The sequence below is a fragment of the Chitinophaga tropicalis genome, from assembly GCF_009758205.1.
In the GTDB taxonomy this organism is placed as follows: domain Bacteria; phylum Bacteroidota; class Bacteroidia; order Chitinophagales; family Chitinophagaceae; genus Chitinophaga; species Chitinophaga tropicalis.
Window position 1 is genome coordinate 169,437 of sequence record NZ_WRXN01000004.1, and the last position, 25,190, is coordinate 194,626.

Genomic DNA, 25,190 nt, shown 5'->3' on the forward strand with positions numbered 1-25,190 from the left:
TGTGTTTATTGATTTTACTATCGATGTGCCTGCTTCCAGGCTAACCTTCAACCATTATTTGGCGGTTAGAATTTTTTTGTCAACGAGCACCTGAAAGGCATCTTCCATTGTTTCTTTCATTGGTCGGAATGTAATACCCAGTTCCCTCTGCACTTTGGAATTATCCGCTTGCCAGAGAATATCCACATTGTTCCGGATAAACCGCCGGGTAACCAACTTATTGGCCATGGGCCCAACGAGCATCAGCAACCATTTTGGAACAGCCCTTCTGGGAAGTGGGAATCTATCTCCGTATTTCGGTAAGAGAGATTGACCTATTTCCAGTAAATTTGTGTTATGAGCAGAAGTAATATAACGACCCTTTGCTTCAGGTAAAAAGCCTGCTTTGAAATGAGTTTCTGCCACATCTCTCACATCAACAAGCCCCATCCCAACTTTAGGTGCACCCATTTTCATTGTACCATCCCCCATTTGCTTTAAAATATTGAAACTTTCAGAGGTAGTATCACCAGGGTTCAGAGGTGGTCCAAGTATCAGGCTGGGATTAATCGTAACAAGATCAAAATGAGATTGCCTGTCTGCGATTTCCCATGCCTTCTTCTCTGCCAGAGTTTTAGAATAGGAATATGGTTGATAATCAAGTGAGGAAGTGGTATTCCATATCTCCTCTGTCAAAATTCCGTTGGGCGCATTTACGGTATCAATGGCATCTGTGTAAATGGCTGCGCAGCTGCTTGTAAGCACAACCCTTTTCACTGAAGAAATCCGGGATGCAGAGAGCAAAACATTCTCGGTTCCTTTCACAGCCGGATCAATCAATTCCAGTTGAGGATCTTTCACACTCGCAATAAAAGGAGATGCTGTATGATAAACCAACTCACACTCCTTCATTGCCTCATCGTAAGATCCCTTTTTTAATAAATCAGCTTTAAAGAATTTAATAGTACCAGTTGTCCGCAAGGCTATACCTTTCAAATGCGCATTTTTCTTTTCATTCTGAGGATCACGTACTGCAGCATGAACTGTTAAACCCTCCTCCAGTAATCGTTTCACCAGCCAGCTGGCAACATATCCATTGGCACCGGTTACAAGAACCGGTTTAGTCTTATTGATTTTTGTCATCTTTCTTACTTGTTAATTGTCACTGAAAAATTGTGTTATCTTACAGCGGTCAATTGGCTGTTGCATAACGATGCCACACTACTGTTTTTCCAAGCATTGAGAATCCAAGGTATCCCCGTAGATGAAGCTTATCCTTTTCTATCCATGCTTTGCAGTTATAAGTCTTTCCACTAGGTGGATCATAAATTTTTCCGTCGGTGTATTCACCATCATCCCATTTCAGTCCGTTCAGACTTACTATACCTATAATATTTCTCGCACGAAGATTTTTATCAGGATTCTTCACATCCTTCTTTGAAGTTTTGCCATCTGCTTCTACTATCTGATTTCCCCACAATAACTTTCCTTTGTATTCATTTCCATCTTTAAAGAATTCCATCCTGACATCCTTTTCATCGGATTCCCAGGCGCCTAAAATTGAATTTTGATTCGTCTGAGCCCTGAGACTGGCAATTGCCATTAACACCAGGATAAATGTGAATTTTAACGCTTTCATATTTATTTTTTTTAATTAACTAACTGATAAAAAAGCAATACATGCAGGTTCCTGTTCCGCTTCATAAGTAGCGAAAAGGTTAGCCAAATTGATAGATTATTTATTTTCCTGAATGACTTAGTTTACTCTCCGATATTCCTGAGGAGAGAGCCCTGTTTTTGACTTAAACAACCGGCTGAAATAGTGAGGATAATTAAATCCAAGCTTGTAAGCAATTTCGCTGACAGAATCAGTCTCTCCCAGTAACATGGTCTTAGCTCTTTCTACAATGAAATTATTGAGATGGTCCTTTGCCGTGTAGCCTGTTTCTTTCCTAAGCAGATCACTCAGGTAACTTTGTGAAAGGTGTATTAACCCGGCAAAGTATTCAATAGTTGGAATACCTGCCTCAGCGAATTTACCGGAAGCATAATAATCTTTCAACAAAAACTCGAATTGAGATATAACGTCTTTATTTTCTGCACTTCTTGTATTAAACTGACGTTCGTAAAATCGTATACAGTAGTTGAGAATAAGCTCTAGTGAAGATACGATCACTCTTTGGCTATGATTATCGATCCTCTGATTGATCTCTGATTGAATAAATTCTATACATTCGGTAACAGTTCTTTGCTCTGCATCTGACAGATGAAGCGCTTCATGCACATCATAAGAAAAAAAATGATAGTTCTCAATATTTTTTCCCAGTGGTGTATTCCGTATCAGGTCCGGATGGAAGAAAAGCATCCAACCACTGATCTCCCCGATCATTTGCGCCTTGCGTGTCCTAACTACCTGATTTGGTGCGGTAAAAATCATAACCCCTTCACCAAAATCATAACTGTTCCTGCCATATTCCAGGCCGCAACTCTTATCTTTCAGCCCAATAGTATATAAATCAGAAGTAGCTTTAACACCCACCCATTCTTTTCCTATTTCCCATTTAGATGTATCTAAAATAGATATCAATGGATGTGTAGGTTTTGTAAAACCCATCATCTCATGTAATTGAGAGATTGACTTTATTCTTATAATATCCTCCATCACTTTTTATCTTTATGATTACAACACAAAAATACTTATAGTCCTATAATCCATCTAACATAAATCATGGATAAACTAACACTCTTTCCGGCATCTATGGCTGGCCTTTAGCCAGAATCCGCCTGAGGTTAGCCTCCGCAATTCTGCGATCAATTTTTGCATTTATCATATTACTATAAGCCCGCTGCCATATTGTTTGCGCTTCCAGCACATCCCGTCCTGTAATAGTCCCGGCTTTTAACCGGTCTTTACTTAACCTGAGATTCTCTTCCGCCTGTTGCAGGGAAACACCTGAAAGCTCTATCCTCTTTTGATCCTGGTTAAGTTCCAGGTAAGCCTGCCGGGCTTCTGTAGTAATTTCGCCCATTCGTTCCTTTAACTGGAAGGATTGTGCATTAATCCGAAACTGTTGCTCCTGTATCCGTCGTTTCCTCACCCCCCAATCAAAAATTGGAATGCTCACGTTAAGCATACCGAAATAAGTCGTAAGAACATTACTGTTATTAGCAGGATTGATCCCTACTTTTCCTGCAGACATAATTCCATTTACTCCCAGGCTCACTGCCGGTCTGGAATCTGCCTTCATCAGTTGCTGCTGAACCTTTTCTGCTTCAATAGAATTCTTTAGTATACCAAGTTCCGCGTTGTCAGAAATCAGCTGTCGCATATTCTCCGCAATTACCGGAACTTCAAACTGCTCCAGCAAAGTGTCCACTATTACAACCCTGGTGGTATCCTCCAGGCCAATGATCTGGAGGAGGCTCTCCTGAGCAATGGTTAAAGCATCCTCTGCACGTTTTAACTCAAGCTCATTTTCAGTTAACTGTACATTGGCTCTAAGCACATCATTTTTATAAATAATTCCCGCTACATACTGGTTGTTCAAATCATTATACAAAACATCCAGCTGCTTTTTGTTCTGCTCTGCTAATTTAATCTGCTCACGTGCGGAAATCACCTGCCAATAAGCCCTCTCTGTATTGAACAAAACTTCACTGGTTGCCAGCTGCTTCCTCCCCTCCTGTATTTCCAGACCTTTTGCAGCGGCAACCCTTGAAAGTTTTGTTCTGCCACCGGAATAAACTGGTTGTGAAATCCTTAAACCAGGACTAACTCCATATTCCGGAAGAAGTGTATTAACAGGCCGGCCAAAATAGAATGCCATGACAGAACCATCAAGTGTTGGCTTACCACTATCGTCTCTTTGCTTTTTTACTTCCCTGGCAGCATTGACATTCTCCTGAGCCGCTTTTATGTTATTATTATTTTCTTTTGCAATTTTCAGGCACTCATCGAGCGTCAGTATTCTTTGTGATTTCACACTTTTCAGGCCCGTTATTCCGGCAACTGTCAACAAAAGCCACAACCGCATTGCCCGTTTTATTCTGAATTTCATTAGTATCTCTGTTTAATATTATCCTTGAGAAGGCTTATACTGAATATCGTCCTGGTAGTCCGGTTGCTCTGCCTCCTGTTTAATTGGAACAGGTTTAATGAACCGGTAATAAAGAACCGGAACAACAAATAAGGTCATTACCATAGATACAAGTAAGCCTACAGCCAAAACACTGCCCAATGGCGCCCAAAGAGGCGACTTTCCCACTATCATTGGAACAACGCCTATTGCAGCTGCAGATGAAGTGAGAAAGATGGGACGCATTCTTCTTTTCGCAGAAGCCAGCGCTGCTGCTTTGACCGTATATCCATGGTCCCGGATCAGCTCATCTGCATAATCTACCAGGATAATACCATTGCGCACTACAATTCCCATAAGGCTGATGATACCCATAAAAGCGGTAAATCCAAAAGGGTTACCTGTGATCATAAGTCCCAGTATAGCTCCCAGGATACTGAGCGGGAATGTGGACAATACAATCAATACTTTACCGATATTTTTAAATTGGAAAAGTAGTGTCAGAAATATAAGCACCAGGCTGATCATGAGCGATTTAGCCATATTGGGAGAGCTCTCCCCTGCAGACTCTTCTTCTCCCCCATATGAAATGGACATTCCCTCAGGTAATTTCAAGCGGGCTATTTCAGGTTTAATATGAGCCATGATAACCGATGCTTTAGTACCCAGCTGCGCTTCCGAGAGAACTGTCAGAGTGCGTAAACCATTCCGGTGAGCAATCACGCCGGTATGCCACGAAGGCTTCATCTCCGCTACCTGCTTTAAAGGCACTTTTGTATTGAACCTGCTTGTCAGGCAAATATTCTGCAGATCTCCAAAGTTCCTGCGGTTATTCGTGTCCAGACGTAGCAGGATATCAATCGGTCTGTTCCCTTCCCATAAAGTTGAAACAGGATTACCTTTAACTTCAGTGCCAAGTGCCTGAGTAATAGCAGTATTGCTGATCCCAAGACGGGCCGCTTCATCTTCTTTGACTACGGCTCTGACACCGAAGTAATCATCCTGGTAATCTGTCCTGATCCAGTTAGTTCCTTTGGTATGAAATAGTATATTTTCTACCTGCCGGGCAACATGTTTCTGATCTTTCAGATTATCTCCCGTAATCCGTACTTCAACAGGCGCAGGAGTCTGTTTAAGGGACAACTGGCGTATGCGGACATATCCATTGGGAAGAAAGTCATGGAACTTAACCAGGTATTCCTGTACCATTTCTTCTGTTGCCTCATTACTGATCGTATTGATAAAAATCTGGGCGTAATTTTCCCGCGGCGTCTCAGGTGCATAATTAGTATGAAATCTTGGCGAACTCGTGCCAATAAAACTTGCCACCTTTACAATCCGTTTGTCGGTCTGGATGGCTGCTTCTACTTTACGAACGGCTCTTTCTGTCTCCCTGATATCAGTGCCATTTTCCATCCATAACTCGATGTTAAACTGGCTACGTTCTGCCATAGGAAATAATTCCTGGTCCACCTTTGTTCCCAGAAACCCTCCCAGGAATACGGCAAATACACCTGTAGCAAGAGTCGTCTTTGGCCATCTGAAACAGAATTCAACAGCATAGTTATACCAATCCTGCAAACGATCAAGCATATTTCTGCGGAGCGGCCTGTCATTCGCTTTATGCTTTAGTCCCTTTTTCAGGAAGAGATAACAGAGGTAGGGAGTCAACAATACTGCTACAAGAAATGACGCAAATAGTGCCACGGAAACAGCTACTGGCAAAGCCTGGATAAATTCTTTGGTAAGTCCGGTAAGAACAAATGCCAGGGGCAGAAAGGCAAAGATGATAGCGGCGGTAGCAGTAAACACAGGTACCATTAGTTGTGTAGCGGCCTGCCATGCTGCAGTCCAGTTAGGGATTCCCTCATCCAGCTTCTCAATGTAATTGTCCACGATCACAATAGCATCATCTACTACCATTCCTAATACAATGATCATAGCCGCCAGCGTCACCTGGTGAATTTCTATACCAATAATATTGAGCACTGCAAAGGTAACAGCGATAGATACCGGCGCAGCAATAGCTGATATAGATGCGACCCTGAGCGGCAGCAGCAGCATTACTACTATAATGACGGATGCAATAGCTATGGCAAACTCGAACATAAAGTGACTGACACGTTCCCTAACCACTTCCGGCTGATCAACAATTACGTCAACAACAACATCAGCTGGAAGGCTCTTCTTCACTTCTTCAATCTTATGATCAAGTTCTTTGCCGAGTTCCACAATATTTCTTCCCGGCTGCATTTGCACTGTGAGCATCATAACATTCGATTTCCCCACCTTTATATAGCTGCTCAGTTCTTCATAACGACGTTCTATCCTGGCTACATCTTTCAATCTTACTACCCTACCATCAGGAGTACTGTAAACGATCTGTCCGGCGATAGCATTCTCATCTTTAAACCGGCTATCCGCGAAAATGGGAACATTATTGGCTGCCAGTGTAATACTTCCAGTAGGATTGGTAACATTCTGCACCTGCAGTACATTGGCTATCGTAGAAAAATCAAATCCGTACTGACGCATTCTTTCGTCATCAACTGTGATATAGATCTGCTGACGCTGCCCTCCATAACGATTAATCTTTGAAACAGCAGGAAGTGTTTTAATACCATCTTCCAGCTTATCAATATAATTCTCCAGTTCCGCATAGCTTCTTCCTGGTGCACTTACTGTGATCATCTGCGCGATCACATCTCCGAAATCACTATTAACCACCGGGCCTAAGACCCCTTGCGGCAAGGTAGGCCTAAGTGCAGTATTTAAACCATGCTGGAGAGTGCTCCAGAATTTTTTCGGGTCCTTTACATCCTCATTTAATTCCGCTGTAATAACTACCTGCCCATTCCTGGTCTCTGAATGCGTCTTCTCTTTCCTGATCTCTTCGTAACTAAACAGGTATTGCTCTATTTTATCTGTGACCTCCTTTTCTACCTGTAACTCGTCAGCACCAGGATATTGTGCATACACCAGGCCCTGCCTGATGGTGATCCGGGGATCTTCGCTTCGCGGCATGGTTAACAGGGCTATCACTCCAACAATAACCAGTATTACCGTAATGACCAATGTGATCTGGTGATACTTCATCGATGCTTCTACAATATTTATTCTTCTCCTTTCCATTAATATCAGATAGTTTAATTCATTAGGGAATTATTGGAGTAACCAACTGACCGTCGCGCAATTTGTTCTGCCCTTCTATGACCACATTATCATTTTCCCTTACACCATCGATCAATATAACTTCGTTTGATAATAATCCTCCCGTCCTAACTCTTTTACGGATTGCATGATTTGCAGTATCAACGACATATACATAAGGGATATCATTTGCATCCCGTATGATGGATTGGATTGGAACAGAAAGGATTTGCACCATCCCGGTAGTTACCATATCAATAGTACTGATCATACCCGGAAGCATTTTTCCATCAGCATTTGCCAGCCGCACTTTCACAACAAATGTTTTGCTGGCATTATCCGCTTGCGGATTAATGACGGCTATTTTGCCGCTGACACTTCGACCCAGTGCTGGTATTTTCACTTCCACACTATCACCTGTGCCAATTTTCGAAATATCGCCCTCCGGCACAGAGGCTTCCGCGTATACCTGATCAGTTTTAATAATGGAGAAAGCAGTTATTCCAGGGCCGGCTGTAGCACCTTTATCTATTTGTTTTGAAGAAATAATACCAGAGAAGGGAGCGAATAACCTCGTGTCGTTCAGATGCTTTAAAGCCAGGTTCCTGTTGATCTCCGCCTGAGCCTGTGCCACTTTTGCTGTTATATAATCCCGCTCCGGAAGACTTGCACTTTTATGAAGCAGTTCTAACCGGTTAAAATTGTCTTTTGCCTGCTCAAAGCTTGCCTCACTCAACATCAGGTTATTGCGGTATTCTGTTGGCTCAATTTCAGCCAGCATCTGACCAGCAACAACGTGTTGTCCTTCCTGTACATAAACCGCAGCTACCTGTCCGGACACCGGAAAATTGAGCCCTACATTGTTGTCAGCAACAATACTCCCGCTATAAGACAATACTTCAGAGGAGTTCCTTGTCCTGAGCCTCATAGTGCCAACCTTTACAGATTCTTCATTCAACGTTAGTTCCTTATTCCCATTACCACAACCGGGAAAAACCAGAATCATTAGTGCTGCAGACAGCATCCCGATAGGCTTCGTTATCATTTAAGTCTGTTTTATTTGCTTACAAAATTAGATAGGGTAACCTGGCTGGAATAACATAAAACAAGAATTGATAAACACTTTTCCCGGAACTGATGAAAGCATTAAATATGCCTTTGGGAAAACTGAGAAAATAAAAAAAGCAGATCAGGTTATTCCCAATCTACTTTTACTATTCTAATTATATACGGTCTGCCTGAATAAAGCTTCTTAGTTGGCGTTCCTGTATTCTACAGGTGTCATTCCTGTTTTGGACTTGAACAAACGCGAAAAGTATTGAGGGTATTCAAAACCAAGTGATAATGACAGCTCTCTAATTGACCTGGTTGTACTAAGCAGTAAGGTCTTTGCGTCCTCTATCAGGTGATAGTGTATCCTGTCCTGCGCATTCATTCCTGTTTCCTTCTTTAGCAAATCACTCAGATAACCTGGAGACAGGTGTACTTTTTCGGCTAAGTACTTTACCGTAGGTAGTCCTCTTTCTTTTAAAGTCTCTGATTGCAAATATTGTTGTATAAGCTGGTCAATTTGAGAGAGAGTATCTTTATTAGTATTCTTCCTCGTTATAAACTGCCGGCCATAATAACGGGAACAATAGTTTAACAGTAATTCAACGTTCGAGACTATTAATGTCTGGCTATGATTATCTATATTCTCTTCCAGCTCACTTTGTATTTTCAACACACAATCATGTAATACCTCCTTCTCCTTTTCGGATAAATGCAACGCTTCTGAAGTTTCGTAGGAAAAAAATGTGTACTCCTTCATTTTGGCGCCTAAAGAAGTACCCCTGATTAAATCAGGATGGAAAAACAATCCCCAGCCTATCATGTCATCTCTTTTTTCCACTTCATTATCCATTGTCATCACCTGTTTAGGAGCGATACAAACAAGACTGCCTTCCTGAAAATCGTACGTTTGCCTACCATAACGCAATTTGTTCGCACAATAGTTTTTAAACATTATACAATAAAAATCACAACAAATTCTTGTCTCGTCCGGAAGGGACTCGTCCACTTTACTAAAATCGATGACAGCAACCAAAGGATGTTTAACACCACCTTGTTTGACAAATTTATTAATCTCAGATATGCTATGTAGATTGATAATTGGTTTCATATTCACATTTTATTTATTATTTCCACCACTTAACGTTATGAAATTCTGTCCAAATTAATGCTTAAGGCGGTAAATAAAATACGGTCTATGTTTTAAAAGAACTGATCTGTCAGGAGGAGCTGCAAACTCTCCAACATAAGCAGGAATTGCACTATCAGTCAAATAAAGGGAGCTATCCGGGCCTGTGGCTACACCATCCGCCCATAGTATATCTTTCGAGCGAAAGAGGGTAGATGCGGTTCTACTTTTCATATCGAAAGCCATCAATCCCCCATGCTCAACATCTGTTATGATAACATTACCGGATTTGTCTACAGTTATACCATCACTCATTGGCTTTCGCCCCAGGTCCTCGATTTGGTTTGCAACGTCTGAAGCAGTAAGATCGCTATTTAATACAGCAGAAAGTGGAACACGATAAAGTCGTGAATGTGTCATTGAAGCTAGATACACCCAGTTCTGGTCTTCACTGATCTCAATTCCATCAATCCCTACAGCAAAATTTAGTAAGCCCCAGATCAGACGATATGGTTTACCATCAGTGGTTCGCATCAACCAATTCTCCGGCTGCACACTTGCGTCTCCATCTATGGCAACCCTTACATTATGGTTCTCTACTGAATAAACAAGAAGTTTTGAAGAAGTAAAGCGGAAGATACCAGGATTTGGCAGAAGAACATATTTCCCATCGCCTGTAACTCTTATTTCTTCTGCATACTGCGCCACGCCTTCAGGGAACTCATAGAAATGGACTTTCTTCCTGGTAGCCAGATCAAATGCCCATATTCTTGTATGCTTAAAATCGAAAGTTGCTGGCTCGATCAGCCAAAGCCGGTTCTGATTATCAACCGTCATACCAAAACTGCCTTGAAATTCCTTTTGTATTTCCATTGATGGAAATGGATTCACTTTACCATCGGCCCATTCAAAAACGGTAGCAGCAGAAAACCTGTTTGGCCGTATTAATGGATGGTAGTTGAAGTATACATGACCATTTTTTGCTACTGCAATATTACCGGGCGGGTAATCCAGTTTTATCAGTTTTTCGGGCTTTTTCATACCCTCCGCATTATAAGAGCCTACATCCGGGTAATTCCTCCCACCGCCATATCCAATTTTAATAACCACCAATCCTATTACAACAAGAATCAGCAATAAAGCGATTGCTCTGAACAAGTAACGATATACTTTCTTCATAAGTTCAATTTATAGAGTAATCTGTTACTGATTTAATTCCTCCAATATTTTCTGGTAATAAATATCAGCCCTTTCCTGCGAGAAATAATCAACTACTAAGCCTGATAAGGCAAACAAAGCAAGTCCTATTCCCAAACCCTGTAAATTAGGGTTCTTCGACAACCAGAAAAGCAACAGTGTCAGAGGGAAACATACTGAGGCTACAACTTTCGAAATAGTATATCCATATTGAAAAGCTTCTACCCGCTTTTTCTCAGATTGAATGAATGTAGTTTCATCCCGTTGATAATTCTGTTTGTAAATGGTTAATCGTTTCTGATTAGAAATAATCATAGAAATTCCTATCGCAGCATAGATCAGCCCTGTAAACACAAGAGGGAGTAACAACGCTTTAGAGTTTGGGGTAGATCCTGACTTCCAGAATAGAATTCCCCCTAAAATGGTCAATACACCGAAACTGGCAATAAAGTAGGCTTCAAATAGTTCACCTTTAAGCCATGCTGTTGTATGATTGAAAAAGTTCATGTTTAAATTTTTAAATTACTGGGTTGATCCTCTTATTGATACCAGGAAACGCTTTATTCAGGTATCAGGTTTGGCTCATAATGATCCTGTCAAACATTCTGTCACCTAAATAGAGTCTCATCCAGACCATTGGTTTTGCCCAGGCCCCTACTCTGTACCTTGTTTTAGGCTTTTTACCAGCAATAATTTTTGATATGGTATTCGCAATTACTGCAGGTTTTGATCCGCCGCCGCTTGCAGCCATTTTTTGCGTAGACTTCACCAGGCTATTAGTCAGTTTGGCATAGGCCCCCTTACCGGAATACCTCGTAATATTATTCAACATTACATCTGCAAATTCAGTTGCGATAATTCCCGGCTCCAGGATGACTACATTGATATTGAACTGCTTCAGTTCCAGCCGCAGACAATCGCTTAATCCTTCAACGGCATGCTTTGAAGCATGATACCACGCTCCCATAGTAGTATACAATTTGCCACCCATTGAAGAGGTATTTATAATAGTTCCTGAATTTGCACTTCGCATATAGGGAACCACTTTTTGAATTAAAGATGCCATGCCGAAAACATTCACTTCAAACTGGTTCCTGGCTGCATCTAAAGGAACATCCTCTATAGAACCGTATAAGCCAAATCCGGCGTTATTCCAAAGCACATCAATTTTACCTTCCTTTTTGATAATTATATCCAGTACATCCTGAATGTCAGCCTCGTCGGTTACATCCATTTGCATTGGGAAACCGCCCATCTCCTTCAAATCCTGCATTTGGTCAATTCTGCGTGAAACAGTATATACGGTATGCCCTTCCAGAATGAGCTTCTTTGCAGATTCTTTACCCATTCCTGAACTGGCGCCTGTAATTAGTATTACTTTTTTCATTTATATTGGGTATTATAATGTTTGATACAAATGTCGGTTAGATCTTGCGACAGTTGTTAAAACGAATTCGGGATAGTTGTATACTTATTCACTTTTTTATCCAAAAAGCAGTTGGTGCAGTTATCGGAGGGGCATTAAATGACGTCTATAGAATGGAGATATAAAAACCATCGGGAAGAATAGTCATCTTTGTGCCTTTTTCGTGACAAAGAAATAAAGTTTCAAAGCAGTGTTATAAAAGAAGAACTACTAACTTCTTGTTTACATTATTCTATCTCTCTTATTGCGAGTAAAGTTGTTAGCGAGCGAGTAGGATTCGATGATAATTATCACCAGGACTAAACTAACTGCAATCAACAAGTGACTTTTATTTCAACCCCAGGTAAGAAGGTAAATCAGGGTCTGGCGAAGTCAACGTTGCAGAATTGTGAAAATCAATCACTTAGAAGTAAAATGGGGTAAAAACAAATAAGGATTACATTGCTGTAATCCTTACTTTGAGGTCCCGAGCGGATTCGAACCGCTGTAAAAGGTTTTGCAGACCTCTGCCTAGCCACTCGGCCACGGAACCGTTTTTTGTTTCCCACCAATTTTGTGGGATTGCAAAAGTAGTAAATTTTAGATATTTGCCAAATATAATTTGAAATAATCATGAAACGAATAGCAGAATCTGAACTGATATTAAATAGCCGCGGAGCGGTTTACCACCTGGATGTTAGGCCTGAAGAGCTTGCTGATACTGTAATTACCGTAGGCGACCCTGACCGTGTTGGTGAAGTCAGCAAACATTTTGACAAGCTGGAAAGCAGTCATCAGCACCGGGAATTTGTAACCCATACCGGTTATATTGGTCAGAAAAGGCTTACCGTCGTTTCTACAGGGATAGGGACAGATAACATAGATATAGTGCTTAATGAACTGGATGCCCTCGTAAATATCGATTTTAACACCCGTACCGTGAAAGATTCCCTCACCCGGCTGAAGATCATCCGTCTTGGGACTTCCGGCGCGTTACAGGCGGAAGTAGGAGTAGATAGTTTTGTAGTATCTTCCCATGGCCTGGGACTGGATAACCTGCTTCCCTGGTATGAATTTGAAAATACCACACAGGAGAAAGATCTCCTGCAGGCTTTTCATAAACAGGTACAGCTGAAGAACGGCAGCGCCAGCCCTTATCTTATAGCAGCAGGAGAAAGCCTGTCCGCTAAATTCACTACAGGCTTTCATAAAGGTATTACCGTTACCTGCCCGGGGTTTTATGCTCCGCAGGGGCGTGCTTTGAGAGGACCACTCTCCCACCCGGCTTTGATAGATCAGCTGACTGCTTTCCGTGAAGGCAGTGATTATATATCCAATTTTGAAATGGAAACTGCGGGTATTTATGGGTTGAGCCGTGTGCTGGGACATGATGGCTTGTCTATCAGTACAATAGTGGCTAATCGTATACGGCAGGAGTTTTCGAAAGATAGTGGGAAGGCAGTGGATAGCATGATAAGGCAGTCCCTTGCTATAATTGAGAAGCTGTAATTAACGATATTGAAGGAGAATTGCTCAAAAGAAACGCTTTTGCCGAAGGCAAAAGCGTTTCTTTTGAGGGGAGTTTTTTTCAGAAAGAAAATGATACCTCCCGGAGGAAGAGTGCTTTCTTTGAGGGACCTGCGGCCGGCTTTTCCTGGGAGATAGAGGATAATCAGCGAACAGCTGAAAATTCCAATTAATACTTACTTTTGTACATTATGTCAGCATTTCATTTTTACAAATACCAGGGTACCGGGAATGACTTTGTTATCATGGACAACCGGAACGGCGAATACGATCAGCTTACGGAACAACAGGTAAATCGCCTCTGCGACCGCCGCTTTGGCATAGGAGCAGACGGATTAATGCTGCTGAATAAACGCGAAGGCTATGACTTTGCCATGAAATACTATAACGCGGACGGACGTGAAAGCAGTATGTGCGGTAACGGCGGCCGCTGCCTTGTAGCCTTTGCCCGAAAAATGGGGCTCAACCAGGAGAAACTTAACTTCATAGCTATAGATGGCCCCCACGAAGCTACCCTGAAAGGAGACGACTGGGTGAACCTTAAAATGCAGGACGTAGATGGTGTAGAAATGGGCTCCCTCTACTATTACCTCAATACCGGCTCCCCACACTTTGTTAAGTTTGTGGACAATGTACAATCCATGGACGTCTTCAACGAAGGAAGACAGATCCGCTATAATGACCGCTTCGCCAAAGAAGGTACCAACGTTAACTTTGTACAGCCTACCACAGAAGGCATCTTCGTCCGTACCTATGAAAGAGGCGTGGAAGACGAAACCTACTCCTGCGGTACCGGCGTTACCGCCGCTGCACTGATGAGCGCGGGCTCCGAAGAGAAAGAATATGTAGTACCTGTACAGACACTGGGGGGCGCCCTGGAAGTACGTTTCACTAAAACAGGCGAACGCTCCTATAAGAATATCTGGCTCTGCGGACCAGCAACCCTTGTTTTTGAAGGAAATATCACATTGCCATAACTTTAATTATTCTACCTTTGCGGCCGGATGATTCGATATTTCAAAAATATAGACGCTCGGACCGTAGAAGTAAGCACACCTGAAAACGGCGTCTGGGTAAATATTACCCCTCCTCTTAAACAGGAAGAGTTTGAGCTTCTGTCAGAAGAACTGGATATTCCCCTGGACTTCCTGACAGACTCCCTGGATATTGACGAGAAATCCCGCTACGAACTGGAAGACAATGTAAAGCTCATCGTTATCAAGACCCCGACGGAAAACAATTCCATCAATGAAAGCGATGCCTATTACATTACCATTCCTGTCGTAATCATCCTTACCCACAACCAGATACTGACAGTCAACTCTTTCGATAACGCGGCCATCAACCGCTTCCTGGATACTTTCCATAACCGTCACCCGGAGAAAAGGGCTATGATGGTACTTAAGATCTTCGAAAAGGTAACCATGAACTTCCTGAATTACCTGAAAGAGATCAACCAGCGCAGGAATATCCTTGAACAGAAACTGTATGACAGCAACCGGAATGAAGAACTGCTCTACCTCATGCGTATCCAGAAAAGCCTGGTGTATTTCGTGACTGCCCTTCGCAGTAACGAACTGCTGCTCATGAAAATAGAACGTACTAATTTCCTGGGGCTCAACGAAGATGAGAAAGAGTTCCTGCATGACCTGATAGTAGACACTTCACAGGCCCTTGAAATGGCCAATGTCTACACCAACATCCTCAGTGGCACCATGGATGCCTTTGCCAGCATCATCTCCAACAACCTGAACCTGGTGATGAAACGCCTGACATCTATCACCATCGTGCTCACTTTCCCGGTACTTGTTGCCAGTATCTATGGCATGAACGTGGAGATACCCTTTGCCCACTCCCCGCATGCGTTCTACATACCCGTGATATTGTCCATCGTTATCTCCGTGATAATGAGCTGGTATTTCATGAAAAAGAAATGGTTCTGATCAATGTTCAACGTTCGCGTATACGGTATCATGATAAATGAGCAGAAACAGGTGCTCGTAAGTGATGAATATATCCGTGGAGGATATTATACCAAATTTCCCGGCGGAGGCCTGGAATTTGGGGAAGGCACTATTGAATGCGTGATCCGTGAATGGCAGGAAGAACTGAACCAACAGGTGGAAGTAGTGGAACATATCTATACAACAGATTTCTTTCAGATATCGGCCTTCGATAATAAAACGCAGATCATTTCTATATACTATCTTGTAAACCCCCTCTCCCCTTTTACAGCTAAGCTGCTTGACAGACCCTTCAACTTTATTATTCCTGAAGGAGTAACAGAAGTGGAAGGCGCGCGCTGGATAAACTGGGAAGAGTTCTCTGCCGAAGCAGTAACCCTTCCCATAGATAAAGTTGTGGCTGATCTTGTAAAAGCCCGTTATTAAACAGCTTTACTCTTTCTTTCCACCTCTCTCTACACTCTTTATATCTTCTGCCCTGTTCTTTTTAAAGTCAAACTGCCCGTAATCTTTAGTAGCAGGTACCTGTACAGTATAACTGTCCAGTATATCTATTTCAACAGTGATATTTTCAGTTGCCAGGTCTATCATATGTCCGCCGGCATTTTTTTGTGCAGAGAGATAATGAAAATGATATCCTGAAATGTTGGTATTGTCCATAAATGCCGGCAGGCGGTATCCAATCAGATCACCACTACTCTCCTTGTATTCAAAGAATTGCTGCAGGTTCAGCATGTCTGCCAGGGGAGTATGCTGACCTTCCTTAACAGGTGGGAAAGCCCTTGTTTTAAGGTATTTGAACTTCCCGTGAACATGAATAGCATACATACCATTCACATTGGTTAATATACTGTCCAGGAATCGGAAGAATGATGCTTTGTCCATCTCCTTACCGGATGTGATAGTAATATCAGGATGGAAAAAGTTGACCATCGCAAAAGAGGTTAACTGAAGGTCGTTCACTACAGAGGTTTTCCCTGTGTGCTGGGTTTGGTAAGCTTTTCCCTGGAATACAACTAATTCTCCGTCTAATTTATCAGGAGCGCCAAGGCCAAAATCCCCATGCTTTTTGAGGGACCTGTAATTGTAAAAGCCGTCGTAAAGCCCGCCTATTAAGGCGCTGCCTACACCAACGGTGAAGAGGCGGTTGTGAAGCGTATCTGGAGGGGCTGCTTTTGTGGCGCCCGGCAGGATGGTTATCAGCAAGGCGATTATTGCTATGATGTTACGGGTATACATAGTGCTGTTGTTAGTTGTCTAAAGTAAATGATCGTTACAGCGTGGGAAAAATTGCTTAAAAAAATTGCTTTCGCCTTCGGCAAAAGCAATTTTTTTGAGTTCTTTTAAAACGGCCTCCGGCCGGTAGATTAAGCCATTGCAGCTGCTTTCATGCGGGCAGTGGTTTCAGCGCCCAGGTATTTTTCAATGCGTCCTTCTACAAAATAGATCAGTGGTGTCAGGGCTATCGCAACGATGAATTTGTAAGTATAGTTCATGATACAAACCGCCAGCACCAGCTGCCAGCTCCAGCCTGCTCCTACTTTAAAGGCTATAAACAGGACTATGAAACTATCTATCAGCTGTGAGATGATCGTAGAACCGGTTGCCCTCAGCCAGATGTGTTTCTCGCCCGTTGCACGTTTGATACGGTGAAACACGGTAACGTCAACGATCTGGCTGACAAGGAATGCTGTAATACTGGCTACAATGATCCACATGCCCTGGCCGAAGATACCTGAATAGGCGTTCTGCATGTCAGGTAAGCCCCTGTTGGCTCCTGTGCCTATCCAGAAATCGGCAGGAGGCACTTCTATGGATATGTAGAACATGATGAATGCGTAAGCGATCAGCGACACAGCGATGTAAGAGATACGCCTCACCGCTTTAGGGCCGTAATATTCATTCACAATATCCGTCATCACGAACTCTAACGGCCATAGTAATACCCCACAGGTAAGGTTGAAGGATAAGCCGCTCTGACCCAGTATGGTGAAGTTGTGCGGTGTTATGCCGAGTAGTTTTTCCAGCGAGAAGATCTTTCCGCCTATGCATTCGGCTATCAGGGCATTGGCTACAAAAAAGCTGCAGAAGAAGATAAACAGCTTGGTTGGCCTGTCTTTTAGTACATTATTTATCATCAGAGAAGAAAAAATTGACTGAGTAAGATAATAACATTTACAATAAATACATATGGCGGCAGTTCTTTCCAGGATATCTTCTTCTTCAGTAACATGAACAGCGCAACCAGTAAGGTGATGAGATTCAGTGGGAAAGCTACTATCAGGCCCATCAGCAACACATGTTCCAGCAGGCCGCTGAACTGGCCTTTGAAATCAATGTAGTATGATAATTGTGCCAGTAAGAAACAGATGTTACAGATAAATGCCAGTTTTAGAAAGAATCGTAGCCTACCCATTATTGAAATTTCGGATAAATTACAGTTATTTTGGGCTTTAAGTGATGCATTAGTTTATTTTTTTTGATGCATAACGAGAGAATTGCTCAAAAAAATTGCTTTCGCCTTCGGCAAAAGCAATTTTTTTGAGAGTGGGCCTGCGGCCGGCTAAAGTGATTTTTCGAAAAAATTCAGATGGTTTAAAGCCGGTTAAAGTGATTTGTGAAAGGGAGGTTTAGCAGCCGGCGGCCGACTAAGGAGATTTTTTGAGAAGAGGACCTGATAGCCCTGCGGCCGGTTAAAGTAATTTTTAAAGATTAAAACTGAATAAAACCAGAACATGGAGATAGCGATATCAGTAGTCATATGCTCATATAACAGAGAAGCCTATATCATAGAAGCTATAGATAGCCTCTATAAACAGAATATTGATAAACAACGTTTTGAGGTACTGGTAGTCGACAATAACAGTAAAGACAACACTGCCGAAAAAGTAAAGGCTTATATTGCCTCACATCCTGACATGCAGCTGTATTACTACCTGGAAACCCGCCAGGGCGCCTCCTATGCACGGAATACAGGAGCTGAGAAGTCTAAAGGGGCGCTGATATGCTGTATGGATGATGATGCTGTAGCTACTCCGGATTACCTGGGCAATATCATCACCTTCTTTGAACAACACCCGGATGCCACCGGCCTGGGAGGCCGTATCATCCCAAGATATATACCGGCAGAGCCTAAGTGGATGTCTCACTACGTATCTGCGCTGGTAGGTAATTTTGACTACAGCCCTGTAACCAAACCATTCGAGAACGGACGTTATCCGCTGGAATCGAATATGATAGTACGCCGGGACGATTTCTTTGCGGTAAAGGGATTCAATACCAGTCTGCCGGGAGTAAAGGGTACGCTTCGTATTGGCGGGGAAGGCAAAGAGTTCTTTTATAAACTGATAGAAAGAGGTGGTATCATCTATTATGATCCGTCAGTGATCGTACATCATGTGGTAGAAGTGAAAAAGCTTACTTCAGAATATATGTATCGTGTTGCTTCCGGCGTAGGCCGTGGTGAGAAGGTACGTATGACGGTGAAAGGAAAGAAGGCCGTTTTTAATAAATGGGTAGAATATATGTTCAAGCTGGGCGCATCAGTGGTGATAGGCGGATATTACCTTCTGCAAGGCAAGCCAGCCAAGTCCTGGCCTGTGATACAGTTCCGTATAGATGTATTGAAAGGGTTTATGGAGCCGGCTCATCTGCCGGAATCATAATACCTTATAGAAGTGAGGTTTGTTACTGATGATAGTGGGCGTCAGGCACCAGAGGCGGAACACGTTCTTTGTAAGTCCCCATATCTGTGGCATAAAACGGAAAGGGTTCTTTAAACGAAAAATGCCTTCCAGTATGCTGCATATAAAGAATACAGGGATGGCGAATGTGTAGTTCAGCAACAGGAAGAAGTACCAGAACACGCCAAACTGCTTACGCACACGTAAGTGATTGGACAACATCAGCTGTAACCCTTTCTTATCATATAGTCCGTAATACCCTTTTTCTTCAGAGCCAAAAGCATCTCCCGTAGTTTCTCCCTGGAGATGTATTACGTTAATATCTCCGTAGATAGCCAGCACGCCCTGCTTTTTAATACGGCTGCACCATTCCACTTCTTCTGCGTAAAGGAAGAAATCTTCATCCATATATCCTGCCTTTTCCAGCGTACTATGTTTCACCATGAGAAAAGCCCCGCTGATCCAATCTACTTCATGCACTGCCGATGCTACCTGCACATTAGGCACTTTTGTTTTCAGACGATAGCCTACCCAGCGTAAAACTGCGCCCCAGTATGGTAATGGCAGTAAATGATTGATACCGCCTTTCATGAAATAGTTGCCCGAGATCTGGGTAGTATGATCAAGGTTCAACAATTGCACACCACAGGCTACATGCTGGCTGTTCATGAAACGGGGCACGCATTTGTCCAGCGCCCTGTCCAGGATAATGGTATCGGGGTTGAGCAGCAGCAGGCAGTCACCCTGCGCTGCATGCAGCCCGGCGTTATTGGCACGGGAAAAGCCGCTGTTATAGCCCATTTCAATGGCTTTTACCATTGGATGGGCCTGCACTATTTTCTGCAGACTGCCAGCGGCAGACTGATTATCGACTACAATCACCTCATAGCTGATATCTTTCGTTTCCCTGATGATGGAATCGATACAATCAATGATGAGCCCGTGACTATTATAGTTGACAATGATAACAGATAATTGCATGCAGCTTTATTTTTTAGGAGCAAAAAGGAATGAGAAGGCCATCAGCAGCTTTGATAATGGGCCTATACGCAGCCAGCTTAAAGGAAACAGGCGTTGCCAGCTTAGTATGTAATGGGTTACCTGTGGCAAGTTGCCGGTATAACCTGCATCCCGGATATCTGCTTCACTACGGATACGCATGTTACGCAGTAGTCGCCAGAGGAAATCGTAAACGAGAATGCTTCTGAAGGGCCTATCCCCTAATTTCTGCAATACGTAAAAGTATTCGGGGATGACCACATTCCTTACATTATGCACTTCCTGTGTAATCTGCTCCTTCCCCATTCCTACATAGCAGAGCGGTTCTTCTATATAAACATAGCCGGGATGTTTGTGCAGGAGGCGGATGTAAAAATCCACGTCTACCGTCCACCGCACTTTTACATCGTAGCGGTATTCCGGTTTATTGCGATGTATCATCACGCTGGGCGGGCCTACCAGGTTATCGAACAGCACATTTACCGGCGCTTTGCTGAAGGCTTTCCGGAACCAGCCGGGAGAGGTCATCAGTTTTGTAGTGCCGGTATCTATATAGTAATTATAGTAAGCAGAATAGGCCATATCTACCTCCGGATGATGGTCCAGGGCTTCACACAGCTCCGCCAGGGAATGAGGCTGAGCAAACCAGTCATCGTCATGCATGATCTTGATATACTCGCCTTTAGCCAGGTCCAGCACCGTGTTCCAGTTAGCGGGCATGCCTTTGGCAGGGGTGTTACGGTAATAATGCAATGGCAGTTTATCTGTGTATTGCTGCGCCAGTTGCTCGACACTATTGTCCGGGCTATCGTCCGTAATGATCACCTCCATGCCTGTAACAGTCTGCGTAACCAGGGAGTCAAGCAGGCGACGCAGGTAGTCTACCTGCTTATAGGCAGGTATACATACAGAAACTTTAATCTTATCCGCGTTCATATAAGGCACTATATTTGATAGCAGAGCGCAAGATAAATAATCCGGATTTATGAATACCTTTAATCTTTAAACAGTGGCTTTTAAAATATGAGTACCATCAGGAAAAAGGGTATTATCACAACGATCTTTATTTATGTCGGATTTCTTTTAGGAGCGCTGAACACCTTTCTTTACTTCAAATTCAAACCGGAACAGGTAGGTTTAACCCGTGTTTTGCTGGATATTGCCGTGCTTTTCAGCAGTTTTACCTTATTGGGTAGCAATACAGTGGTAACAAAGTTCTATCCTTATTACCGCAGTCATCATAAAGAACAGAAAAGCGACCTGCTCACCATTGCATTCGCTATTTCAACTGTTGGTTTTTTAATATTAATGGCGCTCCACACTATACTGGAGCCTACAATCATACGTAAATTCTCGGGCAAATCGCCTTTGCTGGTCAACTACTTTTTCCTGGCCTATCCCCTGGCCTTCTTCCTGACCATGTTCCAGGTACTGGAGGCAGAGACATGGAACCTGCAGAAAGCGCCGTTATCCAACTTCCTGAAAGAAGTAGCTTTCAGATTCTTTAATACCATCCTGATATTCCTCTTTCTTGGTGGGATCATCAGTTTTCACATATACGCACATCTTTTCAGCTGGCAATATGCAGGGATATTTTTTATACTGCTGTTTTACCTGATGTATAAGAAGGAGCTGAACATGTCTTTCAGGATCAGCACATTGACCAAAAGATTGTGGAAGAAGATGCTGCCTTATTCCCTGTTCATACTGGGGGGTAATGTCATCACGATACTAAGTACAACGATAGATGCTATTGTTATTTCCAGTCTCAAGGGATTGGATTTTGCTGCTGTTTTTATGATATCGCAGTACATTACCTCTATTATTGTAGTGCCACAGCGAACAGCCACCAGTATAGCCAGTCCTGTCATTTCACAGGCATGGAAAGATAAGGATATGTTCAAACTGGCCAGTGTGTACCGTAAAACTTCATTGAACCTGCTGATAGCCTCCACTTTTATATTCACCATGATCTGGCTGAATTATGACGACCTCTTCAGAATGGTAAAGACAGATCCGATCTATTTATTGGGTAAACCGGTGGTGCTTATCCTGGGGTTGCAGCAGATCGTGGAAATGGGAACAGGGCTGAACAGTGCTATTATCATCACTTCAAGGAGATGGAAATTTGAGCTGTATTCAAATATTATACTGCTGGCATGTACTATTCCCCTCACCTATATACTGATAAAGGAATTTGGTATGATAGGGGCAGCCTGTGCTACATTGTTATCCCGCACTATCTTTAACGCGTTACGTTTCGGGTTCCTGCTGAAAGTATACAACCTGCAACCATTCTCGTATAAAACGTTAGTGGCTCTTGTTATCCCGGTGGTAGTATATGCGCTGGTGCATTTTACCATCAACTTCTCTAATCCTCTTCTGAATATGATAGTACGTTCTGCGCTGTTTGCAGGGATATATGGCTACCTGATCTTACAGCTCAGGGTGTCTGAGGATGTACAGCAGGTATTTGGTACTATCAAGAAGAGAATAAGAAACCTGGCGGGCAGGAATTAGCGGCTCAATAAAGCAATCAGCTTCATCTTCAATTGCGCAATATAGGGGAAGAAAAACCCGGCAATATAGCGTTTGCTGCCGGGAAAGTTCCGGGCGCCGGAGGCCTCTACCCAGCGTTCTCTATTAGCTTTTGAGATATGCTCCAGCCGCAGGCGCTGGAGCCATGAGAAACACACTTTTCTTTCCTGTTCATCAGATGTAATGCCATCTATACTACATGGCAAGGCAACTTCGCTCTCCTGTTCATGAAAGCGGATAGCGCCCTGTATCCATTCATCGCCAAAGCCGCCGGGGGAAAAATGTACCAGGTCAATGTTATACGCTACGGCAACGGTGTATTGTTGTGAAATACGGAGGCTGATATCCAGGTCGTAAAAATGAAACCCTTTCAGCTTAGTGTTGAATGGATATTGCTGCCAGACCTTTTTAGGCATACAGAGTAATACACCGTCTAATGTGCGGACAGGTATCCTTTTGCCTTCCATGCCCGGAGGACGTAATGTGATCCTGCGGTTATTGCCTTTGGGGGTACGCTGAAAGATGGAGCAGCAGTCGGCCTCCGGTAAGCCTGTCCACCAGCCGGACAATGTTTTGCTCTTGTAACGGCTGCCGGCAATGCCGATAAGGCCTAAACGGGTATCCTGGCTGAAACCTGCTATCAGTTCTTTCCCCCAGTCGTTTGTCAGGAATTCTACATCGTCATGGACAAAGCACAGGAAGTCGTAAGCAGCTTTCCCTGCACCGGTGTTATATCCGGCACACATACCTCCCAGTTCTTTTGCGTTGCTGATCACAATGATCTCATGCGCTACTCCGATGGTGGCAGCGATGTTTTCGCGGACTTGTATGGTACGGGCAGCGTTGGCAGAGCAGATTACAACAGATATCATTCAGAAGACTTATTGATGCAGAAAATATTCAACTGTACATCCCAGCCACCGTTTAGTTTCATATTCACGAAAGGCAGGGGGGCCCAGTCATTGGCCTGCTTGATATAATAGGATATATTGAGTTCCCGGAAGAGGGATAATAACGATTCCAGTCTCTGAGGCTCTTCTGCATTACCATGAAATTCCACGAACAGGTTCTTCACGTTATGCAGGCGGTCCTTGCAATCCCACAGGACATCCAGCTCTGCGCCTTCAATGTCTACTTTCAGCATATCTACCGGCTGGTCCAGGTAATCGTACAAACGGGCGCTGGGAATACCTCCTGTAGTGGCTTTTGCACTTGTATCAATATGGCTGGACATATCTCCTGTTTCCTCAAATACTACCCCGTCGTTATGGACCCAGACAGCTTTCTGCTGAAGGGTGATATCAGAGAACTGTTTTGCATTTTCAGACAGGAGGTAAAAATTTTCTTTGTCCGGTTCAAATGCAATGATCCTGGCAGCAGGGAATAACTGTTTAAAAAACACCACACTCATCCCGATGTGTGCACCACAATCGAGGATAAGGGGTTTATCTGATGTAGTTTTAAAAGTGTAAGAACCATCCCTGAAAATTTCCCTGTAGGCGTGCATCACTTCTTCACTTTTCCTGTAAGTTACAGTACTGTGGCCTATTTTCACGCGTTTCAACGATTGATGATCTCCCGACTTATTAACTAATTTTAACCTCCATAAGAGGATCCTGTGCTTCAGTAACATAATTGTTCACTTTTAATACTGTTAGTCCCAAGCAAAATTCCAGCCTGAAATTTTCATAGGATATAGTAATAAACGTGTTCAACCTTCAGGGTTGATTGTTACGCTGATCAGAGATCCGTTTCCTTTTATTTCCGGGCTATTCTATGCGTCCGGCACCGGCAAAATACTTTTTCCAGTAGGTTTCGTTCAGATCACTGATCATCACTCCCATGCTGGTGGAAGCGTGTACAAACTTATCATTATTCAGGTAAACTCCAACATGTGAAATACTTTTTCCGTTGGTCTTAAAGAAAACCAGGTCTCCTTCCCTCATCTGGTTATTGCTTATTTTCCGGGATTTGTCATACAGCTGGGCGGAGCTGCCGGCGCTGTTTATCCTGAATACGGATGCGAGGAGGTTGTTGGTAAAACCGGAGCAGTCTACTCCGTTCTTGTTCTTTCCGCCATATACATAGGGAGTGCCCCACCAATCTTCAATAAAGGCGAACAACGTTGTGTTCAGCACTGTTTCCACCCGCACGTCCAGCATCTGAGCGTATTTGAACTGCCATAAAGGAGCATTTTCCAGTTGGGAGCTGGAGGCAGTAAATTTCAGGGGGCTGCCGGTTGGCCGGCTGCTGCTGTTATAGTTGTTTCCATGGATAGTCAGCCCGTCCAGAAATTCTGTATTGTTCTTTGAGGAGCTATTCCTGCCCGCTGTTGTTTTTTTCAGTGAGGAACAGGAGCTAGCCAGCTGCACGCATAATATAGCTACCACCCATAAAAGCCATTTCCTATCAATCATAAGTGCCGTTGGTTAAAAACCGGGACAAGTTACTAAATAATAATTGTTTTTAAAGTGTTTATCCCAATCTACCAAT

The 25,190-nt window shown here is 43.2% G+C and carries 24 protein-coding genes and 1 tRNA gene; 6 read left to right on the forward strand and 19 right to left on the reverse strand.

Annotated elements, in window-relative coordinates; all coding sequences use genetic code 11:
• Positions 1 to 54: 54 nt before the first annotated feature.
• The 11 genes from GO493_RS11140 to GO493_RS11190 form a co-directional block, all read right to left on the reverse strand.
• Entirely contained in the window at positions 55 to 1,122 is a 1,068-nt protein-coding gene (locus tag GO493_RS11140; protein ID WP_157306240.1) for an NAD-dependent epimerase/dehydratase family protein, read from the reverse strand.
• Positions 1,123 to 1,171: 49 nt separating this feature from the next.
• The gene (locus tag GO493_RS11145; RefSeq protein ID WP_198315684.1) at positions 1,172 to 1,618 is read right to left on the reverse strand and encodes a DUF2147 domain-containing protein; all 447 of its coding nucleotides are present in this window, start codon (positions 1,616 to 1,618) and stop codon (positions 1,172 to 1,174) included.
• A 117-nt stretch (positions 1,619 to 1,735) separates the two neighbouring features.
• Positions 1,736 to 2,641: a helix-turn-helix domain-containing protein gene (locus GO493_RS11150; RefSeq protein WP_157306241.1), complete on the reverse strand. Its 906-nt coding sequence runs from the start codon at positions 2,639 to 2,641 to the stop codon at positions 1,736 to 1,738.
• 94 nt (positions 2,642 to 2,735) lie between these two features.
• Positions 2,736 to 4,037: a TolC family protein gene (locus GO493_RS11155; protein ID WP_157306242.1), complete on the reverse strand. Its 1,302-nt coding sequence runs from the start codon at positions 4,035 to 4,037 to the stop codon at positions 2,736 to 2,738.
• A gap of 18 nt (positions 4,038 to 4,055) precedes the next feature.
• On the reverse strand, positions 4,056 to 7,187 hold the full coding sequence (locus GO493_RS11160; protein WP_198315685.1) for an efflux RND transporter permease subunit: 3,132 nt from the start codon (positions 7,185 to 7,187) through the stop codon (positions 4,056 to 4,058).
• A gap of 22 nt (positions 7,188 to 7,209) precedes the next feature.
• Complete coding sequence (locus tag GO493_RS11165) at positions 7,210 to 8,250, reverse strand: efflux RND transporter periplasmic adaptor subunit (RefSeq protein ID WP_157306243.1); 1,041 nt, start codon at positions 8,248 to 8,250, stop codon at positions 7,210 to 7,212.
• Between the two features lie 207 nt (positions 8,251 to 8,457).
• Entirely contained in the window at positions 8,458 to 9,366 is a 909-nt protein-coding gene (locus tag GO493_RS11170) for a helix-turn-helix domain-containing protein (protein WP_157306244.1), read from the reverse strand.
• Positions 9,367 to 9,420: 54 nt separating this feature from the next.
• Positions 9,421 to 10,563 carry an L-dopachrome tautomerase-related protein gene (locus tag GO493_RS11175; RefSeq protein ID WP_157306245.1) on the reverse strand — a complete coding sequence of 381 codons (1,143 nt, stop codon included), beginning with the start codon at positions 10,561 to 10,563 and terminating at the stop codon, positions 9,421 to 9,423.
• Positions 10,564 to 10,587: 24 nt separating this feature from the next.
• On the reverse strand, positions 10,588 to 11,088 hold the full coding sequence (locus tag GO493_RS11180) for a hypothetical protein (RefSeq protein ID WP_157306246.1): 501 nt from the start codon (positions 11,086 to 11,088) through the stop codon (positions 10,588 to 10,590).
• Positions 11,089 to 11,152: 64 nt separating this feature from the next.
• Complete coding sequence (locus GO493_RS11185) at positions 11,153 to 11,968, reverse strand: oxidoreductase (protein WP_157306247.1); 816 nt, start codon at positions 11,966 to 11,968, stop codon at positions 11,153 to 11,155.
• Between the two features lie 500 nt (positions 11,969 to 12,468).
• Positions 12,469 to 12,539: transfer RNA gene (locus tag GO493_RS11190), tRNA-Cys, on the reverse strand.
• Positions 12,540 to 12,619: 80 nt separating this feature from the next.
• On the opposite strand from GO493_RS11190, the gene GO493_RS11195 reads away from it, so the two are divergent.
• From GO493_RS11195 to GO493_RS11210, 4 genes are all read left to right on the forward strand, one after another.
• Positions 12,620 to 13,495 carry a nucleoside phosphorylase gene (locus tag GO493_RS11195; protein ID WP_157306248.1) on the forward strand — a complete coding sequence of 292 codons (876 nt, stop codon included), beginning with the start codon at positions 12,620 to 12,622 and terminating at the stop codon, positions 13,493 to 13,495.
• A gap of 209 nt (positions 13,496 to 13,704) precedes the next feature.
• Positions 13,705 to 14,490, forward strand: coding sequence for a diaminopimelate epimerase (gene dapF, locus GO493_RS11200; RefSeq protein ID WP_157306249.1), 786 nt, complete (start codon positions 13,705 to 13,707; stop codon positions 14,488 to 14,490).
• 27 nt (positions 14,491 to 14,517) lie between these two features.
• On the forward strand, positions 14,518 to 15,456 hold the full coding sequence (locus GO493_RS11205) for a magnesium transporter CorA family protein (RefSeq protein WP_157306250.1): 939 nt from the start codon (positions 14,518 to 14,520) through the stop codon (positions 15,454 to 15,456).
• 3 nt (positions 15,457 to 15,459) lie between these two features.
• Positions 15,460 to 15,903 carry an NUDIX domain-containing protein gene (locus GO493_RS11210; RefSeq protein WP_157306251.1) on the forward strand — a complete coding sequence of 148 codons (444 nt, stop codon included), beginning with the start codon at positions 15,460 to 15,462 and terminating at the stop codon, positions 15,901 to 15,903.
• Positions 15,904 to 15,909: 6 nt separating this feature from the next.
• Here the strand turns inward: GO493_RS11210 and GO493_RS11215 are convergent, their stop codons facing one another.
• From GO493_RS11215 to GO493_RS11225, 3 genes are all read right to left on the reverse strand, one after another.
• A complete protein-coding gene (locus GO493_RS11215) occupies positions 15,910 to 16,716 on the reverse strand; it encodes an acetolactate decarboxylase (RefSeq protein WP_157306252.1) in 807 nt (268 codons plus the stop codon).
• Positions 16,717 to 16,844: 128 nt separating this feature from the next.
• On the reverse strand, positions 16,845 to 17,615 hold the full coding sequence (locus tag GO493_RS11220; RefSeq protein WP_157306253.1) for a queuosine precursor transporter: 771 nt from the start codon (positions 17,613 to 17,615) through the stop codon (positions 16,845 to 16,847).
• The gene (locus tag GO493_RS11225; RefSeq protein WP_157306254.1) at positions 17,615 to 17,893 is read right to left on the reverse strand and encodes a hypothetical protein; all 279 of its coding nucleotides are present in this window, start codon (positions 17,891 to 17,893) and stop codon (positions 17,615 to 17,617) included. Before GO493_RS11225 ends, GO493_RS11220 begins: the two co-directional genes overlap by 1 nt.
• Positions 17,894 to 18,212: 319 nt before the next feature.
• On the opposite strand from GO493_RS11225, the gene GO493_RS11230 reads away from it, so the two are divergent.
• The gene (locus GO493_RS11230) at positions 18,213 to 19,142 is read left to right on the forward strand and encodes a glycosyltransferase (RefSeq protein ID WP_157306255.1); all 930 of its coding nucleotides are present in this window, start codon (positions 18,213 to 18,215) and stop codon (positions 19,140 to 19,142) included.
• Here the strand turns inward: GO493_RS11230 and GO493_RS11235 are convergent.
• Positions 19,137 to 20,141 carry a glycosyltransferase family 2 protein gene (locus GO493_RS11235; RefSeq protein WP_157306256.1) on the reverse strand — a complete coding sequence of 335 codons (1,005 nt, stop codon included), beginning with the start codon at positions 20,139 to 20,141 and terminating at the stop codon, positions 19,137 to 19,139. The two genes, GO493_RS11230 and GO493_RS11235, sit on opposite strands and share 6 nt — an antisense overlap.
• A gap of 6 nt (positions 20,142 to 20,147) precedes the next feature.
• Positions 20,148 to 21,095 (reverse strand): glycosyltransferase family 2 protein, encoded by a 948-nt coding sequence (locus GO493_RS11240; protein WP_157306257.1) that lies wholly within the window; start codon positions 21,093 to 21,095, stop codon positions 20,148 to 20,150.
• Between the two features lie 87 nt (positions 21,096 to 21,182).
• On the opposite strand from GO493_RS11240, the gene GO493_RS11245 reads away from it, so the two are divergent.
• Positions 21,183 to 22,679 carry a lipopolysaccharide biosynthesis protein gene (locus GO493_RS11245; protein WP_157306258.1) on the forward strand — a complete coding sequence of 499 codons (1,497 nt, stop codon included), beginning with the start codon at positions 21,183 to 21,185 and terminating at the stop codon, positions 22,677 to 22,679.
• On the opposite strand, the gene GO493_RS11250 is transcribed toward GO493_RS11245, so the two are convergent.
• The 3 genes from GO493_RS11250 to GO493_RS11260 form a co-directional block, all read right to left on the reverse strand.
• Positions 22,676 to 23,569, reverse strand: a complete 894-nt coding sequence (locus GO493_RS11250; RefSeq protein WP_157306259.1) for a glycosyltransferase — start codon at positions 23,567 to 23,569, stop codon at positions 22,676 to 22,678. The genes GO493_RS11245 and GO493_RS11250 overlap by 4 nt on opposite strands.
• Positions 23,566 to 24,330: an FkbM family methyltransferase gene (locus tag GO493_RS11255; protein WP_157306260.1), complete on the reverse strand. Its 765-nt coding sequence runs from the start codon at positions 24,328 to 24,330 to the stop codon at positions 23,566 to 23,568. Before GO493_RS11255 ends, GO493_RS11250 begins: the two co-directional genes overlap by 4 nt.
• 136 nt (positions 24,331 to 24,466) lie before the next feature.
• Entirely contained in the window at positions 24,467 to 25,114 is a 648-nt protein-coding gene (locus GO493_RS11260) for a C40 family peptidase (protein WP_157306261.1), read from the reverse strand.
• Positions 25,115 to 25,190: the final 76 nt, after the last annotated feature.

What these genes read in the sequence shown, in the direction of transcription:
- GO493_RS11185 (WP_157306247.1), bottom strand. Translation starts at nt 11,968, where the DNA reads ATGAAAAAAGTAATACTAATTACAGGCGCCAGTTCAGGAATGGGTAAA.
- GO493_RS11260 (WP_157306261.1), bottom strand. Translation starts at nt 25,114, where the DNA reads ATGATTGATAGGAAATGGCTTTTATGGGTGGTAGCTATATTATGCGTG.
- GO493_RS11175 (WP_157306245.1), bottom strand. Translation starts at nt 10,563, where the DNA reads ATGAAGAAAGTATATCGTTACTTGTTCAGAGCAATCGCTTTATTGCTG.
- GO493_RS11195 (WP_157306248.1), top strand. Translation starts at nt 12,620, where the DNA reads ATGAAACGAATAGCAGAATCTGAACTGATATTAAATAGCCGCGGAGCG.
- GO493_RS11240 (WP_157306257.1), bottom strand. Translation starts at nt 21,095, where the DNA reads ATGAACGCGGATAAGATTAAAGTTTCTGTATGTATACCTGCCTATAAG.
- dapF (WP_157306249.1), top strand. Translation starts at nt 13,705, where the DNA reads ATGTCAGCATTTCATTTTTACAAATACCAGGGTACCGGGAATGACTTT.
- GO493_RS11215 (WP_157306252.1), bottom strand. Translation starts at nt 16,716, where the DNA reads ATGTATACCCGTAACATCATAGCAATAATCGCCTTGCTGATAACCATC.
- GO493_RS11140 (WP_157306240.1), bottom strand. Translation starts at nt 1,122, where the DNA reads ATGACAAAAATCAATAAGACTAAACCGGTTCTTGTAACCGGTGCCAAT.
- GO493_RS11145 (WP_198315684.1), bottom strand. Translation starts at nt 1,618, where the DNA reads ATGAAAGCGTTAAAATTCACATTTATCCTGGTGTTAATGGCAATTGCC.
- GO493_RS11255 (WP_157306260.1), bottom strand. Translation starts at nt 24,330, where the DNA reads ATGTTACTGAAGCACAGGATCCTCTTATGGAGGTTAAAATTAGTTAAT.
- GO493_RS11225 (WP_157306254.1), bottom strand. Translation starts at nt 17,893, where the DNA reads ATGGGTAGGCTACGATTCTTTCTAAAACTGGCATTTATCTGTAACATC.
- GO493_RS11230 (WP_157306255.1), top strand. Translation starts at nt 18,213, where the DNA reads ATGGAGATAGCGATATCAGTAGTCATATGCTCATATAACAGAGAAGCC.
- GO493_RS11210 (WP_157306251.1), top strand. Translation starts at nt 15,460, where the DNA reads ATGTTCAACGTTCGCGTATACGGTATCATGATAAATGAGCAGAAACAG.
- GO493_RS11155 (WP_157306242.1), bottom strand. Translation starts at nt 4,037, where the DNA reads ATGAAATTCAGAATAAAACGGGCAATGCGGTTGTGGCTTTTGTTGACA.
- GO493_RS11250 (WP_157306259.1), bottom strand. Translation starts at nt 23,569, where the DNA reads ATGATATCTGTTGTAATCTGCTCTGCCAACGCTGCCCGTACCATACAA.
- GO493_RS11180 (WP_157306246.1), bottom strand. Translation starts at nt 11,088, where the DNA reads ATGAACTTTTTCAATCATACAACAGCATGGCTTAAAGGTGAACTATTT.
- GO493_RS11165 (WP_157306243.1), bottom strand. Translation starts at nt 8,250, where the DNA reads ATGATAACGAAGCCTATCGGGATGCTGTCTGCAGCACTAATGATTCTG.
- GO493_RS11160 (WP_198315685.1), bottom strand. Translation starts at nt 7,187, where the DNA reads ATGGAAAGGAGAAGAATAAATATTGTAGAAGCATCGATGAAGTATCAC.
- GO493_RS11150 (WP_157306241.1), bottom strand. Translation starts at nt 2,641, where the DNA reads ATGGAGGATATTATAAGAATAAAGTCAATCTCTCAATTACATGAGATG.
- GO493_RS11205 (WP_157306250.1), top strand. Translation starts at nt 14,518, where the DNA reads ATGATTCGATATTTCAAAAATATAGACGCTCGGACCGTAGAAGTAAGC.
- GO493_RS11245 (WP_157306258.1), top strand. Translation starts at nt 21,183, where the DNA reads ATGAGTACCATCAGGAAAAAGGGTATTATCACAACGATCTTTATTTAT.
- GO493_RS11235 (WP_157306256.1), bottom strand. Translation starts at nt 20,141, where the DNA reads ATGCAATTATCTGTTATCATTGTCAACTATAATAGTCACGGGCTCATC.
- GO493_RS11220 (WP_157306253.1), bottom strand. Translation starts at nt 17,615, where the DNA reads ATGATAAATAATGTACTAAAAGACAGGCCAACCAAGCTGTTTATCTTC.
- GO493_RS11170 (WP_157306244.1), bottom strand. Translation starts at nt 9,366, where the DNA reads ATGAAACCAATTATCAATCTACATAGCATATCTGAGATTAATAAATTT.